Consider the following 6,346-nt stretch of genomic DNA (forward strand, 5'->3'; position numbering starts at 1 on the left):
TTCGGCCTCCTGAAGTCGCGCAAGTTACGGGCGGCGCCTGAACTAACGCAGCTGTCGCTAGTTTAAACTTAATTAGTCTCTCGATCGCATCGCGAGGCAAGCCGGCTCCCACGCGATAGTCGCCGTTATATATAACCCTGTGGGAGCGGGCTTGCCCCGCGAAAGGGCCGGAACAGCCAATACATAACTAATGGTCAAAAAACTAACTTCGCGCTTCTTGCTCTTGCTCTTGCTTCTAAGTGCGCGATAGTTCAGGCAACACCAATTGCGACTTCAGGAGGCCGAGCGGAGTTCTTGCGTAGGGAGGTGACGGCCATGGATGGCCGTCAAGCGCTGCGCCCCAGGATGGGGCGTTCAGCGCGGTCCTCCCGGGAGCAAGAACGGAGCGAGGGAACCCCGGAGCGAAGCGCAGGGGCCGGATGAACGGAGCGGGACGGTTTTGCCTACTTTTCCCACGAGAAAAGTAGGCCGCCGTAAGGGCGGAAAGGTGACTAAATGTCGTTATCTTCTACGAATGCGCATAAAAATATCAAAACAATCATCCAAGAACCAGAACCAGAACCCGAAAAAAGAACCGCAGTGCCAGGGGAGCACCAACACCGCGGTCCAAGGGGAAAGCCCGTCACTGCTGGGTAACAGTCGCCATGTTGGCATTACCATACTGCGTAACATTGGCCGTCTGACTCGCACCGCTCTGGTCGACAAACGCCTGGTTGTTATTCCCCGCCTGAGTCACGTAGGCCAGGTTGACCCCATCGGTCTGCTTGATGGTCGCCTCGTTCCCATACCCCTGCAGCTGGTAGGTGTAGCTCTGGTTGCCACTACCCGACTGCTCGACGGTAATGCTGCCGCCGCTACCAGCAGCCAACCCCTCGGCATAGTTGCCAGTCCCCCGCTGGTCGGCGATGAGCAGGTTGTCGCTGCCGTTCTGCTCGAAGTACAGTTCGTTGTTGCTGTCTGCCTGGCGGGTCTCCATCTGGTTGCGGTTGCCATTCTGGTTCAGCCGCGCGATCTGGGCGTTGCCTTCCTGGGTGATATTCACCCCGTTGCCATGACCTACCTGGTTGATCTGCGCCTGCTGCCCGACCCCGAATTGCCCGCCGGACTTCTCGCCCTTCCAGTTGCTGGCCATGATCTTGTTGGCGTTGCCCACCGTGCTGATGGTCAGGCTGTGGTTGTCACCGGTCTGGTAAGTGAAGTGCAGGTTGTTGTTGCCCACCTGCGAAATGTTCGTCACCGCCTGGCTGGTTTCGTATTGGTCCGACCAACTGGCGTTGCCACGGCCTGTCTGGCTGAGGCCGGCAGTGTTGACCTGGCCGAAACTCTGGTCGATGTAGCCTTCGTTGGCCTGGCCACTCTGGTAGACACTGGCCTGGCTGGCGGCCTGGTTGTCCTGCCACACTTCAACCGAGTTGCCGGTACCGTACTGGTCGATGCCGATGGTGCCGCCCAGGCCGTCGCGCTGGTCGCCGTAGGCCCAGTTCTGCTTGCCCTCCTGGTAAATGGCGATATCACCATCCCGGTGGGTCAAATGCTCGGCGGCGGCTTGGTTGTCGCTGCCACCTTGCATGATCGAACTCTTGTTGTTGCTGCCACCGAACAGCTGTTCGACGGTCGCACTGTTGCCGAAGCCCGACTGCAGGGTGGTGGCCTTGCTGCCGGTCTGCGTGTCCTGCCAGATGATCGACTGGTTGCCGCCGCCGGCCTGGATCTGCAGCGCTTCGTTGTTTTCACCCACCGACTGGCTGGCGAATGCATCGTTGAGCTCGCCGCCGGCATGCTGGGTGATCTGGCTGCCGTTCTCGTACAGTTGCTCGGCGTAGCCGGCGTTGAACGAGCCGGTGGCGCTCTGCTGGATGTGGCTGGTGCTGGCGTCCTGCAACGCCATGTGGTTGTGGTCGTGACCGGTCTGGTTCTGCGTGGCCGAGGCGAAAGGCGCCTGCGACTGCTTGACCTCGGCTATGTTCTGGACGCCTTGCTGGTTCTGGGTCGAAACGCTGTCATCAGCCATGGCCTGGCCGGCAAGGGCCAGGACGATGGCAGCGCTCAGGGGGGCGAGCTTGTGCATGGTGTTGCCTCCAGATCTGTCTTGTTGGGCCTAGCGGTATTGGGTGACATGGACCTGCTGGCCGTTGCCGGCCTGGGTCACGGCGCTGTTCAGTCCCGTGCCGCGCTGGTCGATGGTGGCGCTGTTGTGGTTGCCGATCTGTTCGATGGCGGCGCTGTTGTCGCTGCCGTTCTGGCGGATCGTGGCGTTGTTGCCCTGGCCCTGCTGGCTGATCGCGGCCGTCAGGTCGCTGCCCTCCTGCAGGATGTACGCTTCCTGCGCGCTCCCGGCCTGGACGATCCGGCCCAGCAGGGCCTGGCCGTTCTGGTCGAGGGCGGCGCGGTTGCCCGTGCCCAGTTGCTCGATCACCGCGGCCTGGCCGGCGCCCGCCGGCAGCAGGCGCAGCACCAGCGGCTCGCCGAGGTCGCTGCCGACGGCGAGGTCGGCGTTGTCCATCAGGTCGTCGGCCAGGGCCTGGCCGGTGAGGGCCAGGCTCAGCAACAGTGGGTACAAGGCGTTCATGGCATCCCTCCGAGTCTTACTGCACCACCACGTTGACCGTGCGCGTGGTGCCCTGGCTGCTGGTCACCGTGGCGGTCGGCGTGGCGGTGGGCACCAGCGTCGTGCTGTTGCTCACCGTCAGGCGCCAGCGGCCGGTGACCGGCACGGTGGTGGTGCCAAGGGTCTGCACGCCGGTGGTGGTGGTCACGCGCACGGTGATGGTGTTGCCGGTGGTCACCGAGGACGTTCCGCTGATGTCCCAGTTGAAGCGATTGTTCGAGCGCGCCGTGACCGTCGCCGCGGTGACCGCGAAGGTCTCCTGGGCCGGCCGTGGCGATACCTGCACGGTGACCGTGCCGGGCGTCGAGGTGGCGCCGATCGCGTCACGGGCGATGTAGCTGAAGCTGGTGGTGAACGTCGCGCTCACCGTGGCCGGTGGCGTATAGGTGATCACGTTGCCGTCGGTACTGACCGTGCCGCGCCCGGCCGGGGTCGGCTGGGTGACGCTGGCGATGGTCAGCGGCAGGTTGCCTTCCGGGTCGGTGTCGTTGGCCAGCGCGTTGATGGTCAGTGGCACGCCGAGGGTGGCAACGCTGTCGGCCACTGCAGTCGGAGGTTGGTTCGGCGCGACATTGACGGTTACCGTGGCCGGTGTCGAGTTCAGTCCCTTGGCGTCCTGGGCGCGGTAGCTAAAGGTCGCCACCACGGGCGAGGTTGCACCGCTCGGCGGGGTGTAGGTCACCGAAGTGCTGCCGTTGAGCACCACGCCGCCCAGGCCGGTGCCAGGCTGGGTGAGGTCGGTGATGCTCAGCGGCACGTTGCCGTCCGGGTCGCTGTCGTTAGCCAGCAGGTTGAGGGTGATCGGCACCCCGACACTGGTGCTGGCGCTGTCGGCCTGGGCCACGGGAGCCTGGTTCTCGGTTGGTACCGGGGCGTTGCCGACCACCACCACCGGCTCCACATCGACACCGCCATGGGCCGACTTGACGGTGATGCTGGCGGGTGGCTGGGCCAGGTCGTTGACCGTCAGGCTCTGCTGCACGCCGGACTTGGACATGCGCCCGAAGCCCTGTACCAGCAGGTCGGGCACCACCACTTCATCACTGGAGTGGGCCTCGACCAGCAGGCGCTTGGCGCTCCAGTCGTAGCGCGCGGTGGCAACCTTGACCACGTCGCTGAGCTTGCTCGACAGCGCTGTCGGGCGCGTGGTGCCGGCCGGGCTGCTGGCAGTGACCACCACCAATGACGGCGGCACGGCCTGGCTCAGTTGCTGGCTGAAGAACAGCCCGTTGTTGTCGGCGAGCATGCTGAACTGGCACGGTGACGGCGGCGAGCCGATCAGTGCCAGGCCGTTGCGCAGGCACAGGCTGGCGCTGTTCGGCGCCTTGGCGAAGACCTCGACGCGGGTGCCGGCGGCGTTGCGCTGGTAGGTGGCGCGCTCCAGCGTCACCGGGGTCTGCTGGCGCTGGTCGAGAACCTTGCCCGAGACGCTGAAGACGTTGGTCTGGATGGTACCCGCCGGGCCCTGGATGCGCACGAAGTTGGTGTTGTTCGGGCTGCCGGTCACCGCCTCGGTGATGTTCGGGTCGCCGACGAAGGTCTCGGTGGCGCCGGTGTCCGGGTTGACCTCGGTGTAGGGGCCGCCGACCCCGCGCAGGAACGGGCCGAGATTACCGTTCAGGGCGCCGCTGAAGTTGCCCGGCGCGCCGATGCCGATGTCGCGGGTTATGTTGATCGCCCGCCGGCCGGCGGTGGTCACGTTGACCGTCTCGACGCCGAACGGGTGGGTGATGGTGTAGGTGCCGGTGCGCGGCACCGAGGCGCGGATGCGGATGCGGGCGAAGCTCTGCTGGTCGCCGTTGACCGGGTTCTCGGCGGCGAAGGCCGCCTCGAGGCCTGCGACATAGACTTCCAGCTCGTAGCCGCTGTTGCCCACCTGCGGGATCTGGGTCTCGGCCAGGAACCAGAACATCTCCGGCGGCCAGTTGTCCGGGAACACCAGCGGCAGGGCATCGTCGTAGACCCCGGGCTCGGGCAGCAGGGTGCACATGTAGGCCGGGGCGCCTGGCGCGCCCGGTGCCCGCGAGCTGGTGGCGCGTGACTGGCACAGCTCCAGGGCGAGGTTGTTGGCGTCCTTGTACCACATCGGGTAGCCCCCGGTGGCGAAGGTGTAGGGGCCGGGATCGACCTCGCTCAGCGCTGCCCAGGCCGCGCTGCTGACGGTGAGGGTGAAACCAGCGGCGCACAGCGCCCGACGCGACCAAGTATTCATGCGGCCTCCTTGAAGGCGGTGTCTGTTCATGGCACCAGCACCACGTCTTCGTTGTCGCTGCCGCCGTGGCTGCTGGTGACTTGCACCTGCGCCGGCGGGATGGGTGACAGCCCGGTGGTCAGGGACTTGACCGCGCCGTTGCCGCTCAGGTTGCCGATCAGCGTGCCGTTGCCGGTGCGGGCGGTGAGGGCGGGCGGGCTGGTCTCGTCGCTGCTGCTGGCGACCAGGGTCAGCTGGCCGCTGGCCAGGCTGTATTCGGCGCGGCTGATGATCACCAGGTCGGTGAGCGGCATGGCGGCGCTGGTCGGCGTGCTGGTGGCGATGGCCAGGCTGTTGTCGGCGGTCACCTGCAGGGTCAGCGGCAGGGTCGGGTTGAGCGCAGATTGGGCGTACCAGGCGCCGGTGCCGTTGGCCTCGCCCAGGGGCAGGGCCGGTGTCTGACTGGTCAGGGTGACCGTGGCCGGCGCCGGCGGCGCCATGACGAACACATCCTGCTGGGCCCGCAGGTCGCCGTTGACGGTGTGCCGTGAGTAGGTGCTGCGCTGCGGGATCAGCGGTGTCGGGCGGTTGACCGTGGACAGCTTGCCGGAGACGGCGAACAGCTCGGTGCGCAGGTCGATGCCGTTGGGGCCTTCGATGCGCACGAAGTTGGTGTTGAAGGGGCTGCCGGTGACCGGCTCTTCCAGGTTCGGGTCGCCGATGTAGCGTTCGCTGGCGCCAGTGCCCGGGTTGGTTTCGGTGTAGGGCCCGTTGACGCTGCGCAGGAACGGCCCGACGTCGCCCTTGAGCGCGCCGCTGTAGTCACCGGGGGAGCCGATGCCGATGTCGCGGGTCATGTTGATCGCCCGGCGCCCGCCCGCTGGCACGTCGAAGACCTCGACGCCGTAGGGGTGGGTGATCGTGTAGGTACCGGCCACCGGCACATCGACGCGAATGCGCACCCGGGCGAAGCTGACCTGGTCACCGTCCACCGGCTCTTCGGCGGCGAAGGCAGCCTCGATGGCCGAGCCAAAGCTCAGGTCGATACCGCGGGCGGCATCGACGATGGCGGCGTCGGCGGTGAACCAGAAGGCCTCGTCGGGGAAGTTGCTGGGGAAGACGATCGGCTGGGTGTCGTCGAACACGCCGGGGGTGGGCAACAGCGTGCACATGTACGAAGGCGCGCCGGGGGCACCGGCGACTCGCGAGCTCACCGCCTTGGACAGGCACAGGTCGAGCACCCGGCCGTGGCTGTCCTGGTACCAGGCGGGGAACTTGCCGGTGGGCAGGGTGTAGGGGCCGCTGTCGACCGCGTACAGCGCAGCCTGGGCCGGTAGCTGGAGCAGGCCGGCGAAGATCGCCACGGCCAGCGGGTGGGGAATCGGTCGGTGCATGAGTTGCTTCCTCCTGCAAACGGGCCCATGGGTTGGGGCGTCTGGGGAGGGATCGGCAACTGTTGTGCCAGGTTTTTCAGGGGGCGGTTGAAGGGCTCTGGGGTAGGGGTTTCAGCGTTTCTGGCAGGTGTTCGGCTAGGTATGGCGGGTGGG

4 protein-coding genes are annotated in these 6,346 nt (G+C 66.2%); all 4 read right to left on the bottom strand.

Annotated elements, in window-relative coordinates; genetic code table 11:
* Window positions 1-622 precede the first annotated feature (622 nt).
* Genes CC207_RS25030 through CC207_RS25045 form a run of 4 tightly spaced genes read right to left on the bottom strand, consistent with a single transcriptional unit; the run spans window position 623 to window position 6,193 of the window.
* A complete protein-coding gene (locus CC207_RS25030) occupies window positions 623-2,068 on the bottom strand; it encodes a curlin (protein WP_088852939.1) in 1,446 nt (481 codons plus the stop codon).
* A gap of 30 nt (window positions 2,069-2,098) precedes the next feature.
* Window positions 2,099-2,569, bottom strand: a complete 471-nt coding sequence (locus CC207_RS25035; RefSeq protein ID WP_062573925.1) for a curlin — start codon at window positions 2,567-2,569, stop codon at window positions 2,099-2,101.
* Between the two features lie 16 nt (window positions 2,570-2,585).
* Window positions 2,586-4,820 carry an Ig-like domain-containing protein gene (locus CC207_RS25040; protein WP_088852940.1) on the bottom strand — a complete coding sequence of 745 codons (2,235 nt, stop codon included), beginning with the start codon at window positions 4,818-4,820 and terminating at the stop codon, window positions 2,586-2,588.
* Between the two features lie 26 nt (window positions 4,821-4,846).
* Entirely contained in the window at window positions 4,847-6,193 is a 1,347-nt protein-coding gene (locus CC207_RS25045; RefSeq protein ID WP_028692098.1) for a hypothetical protein, read from the bottom strand.
* Between the last annotated feature and the right edge of the window lie 153 nt (window positions 6,194-6,346).

The sequence above is a fragment of the Pseudomonas sp. DrBHI1 genome (genome assembly GCF_002205115.1).
Lineage (GTDB): Bacteria > Pseudomonadota > Gammaproteobacteria > Pseudomonadales > Pseudomonadaceae > Aquipseudomonas > Aquipseudomonas mosselii.

Coding starts and splice junctions, on each gene's coding strand:
- CC207_RS25030 (WP_088852939.1), bottom strand. CDS start 2,068: ATGCACAAGCTCGCCCCCCTGAGCGCTGCCATCGTCCTGGCCCTTGCC.
- CC207_RS25035 (WP_062573925.1), bottom strand. CDS start 2,569: ATGAACGCCTTGTACCCACTGTTGCTGAGCCTGGCCCTCACCGGCCAG.
- CC207_RS25040 (WP_088852940.1), bottom strand. CDS start 4,820: ATGAATACTTGGTCGCGTCGGGCGCTGTGCGCCGCTGGTTTCACCCTC.
- CC207_RS25045 (WP_028692098.1), bottom strand. CDS start 6,193: ATGCACCGACCGATTCCCCACCCGCTGGCCGTGGCGATCTTCGCCGGC.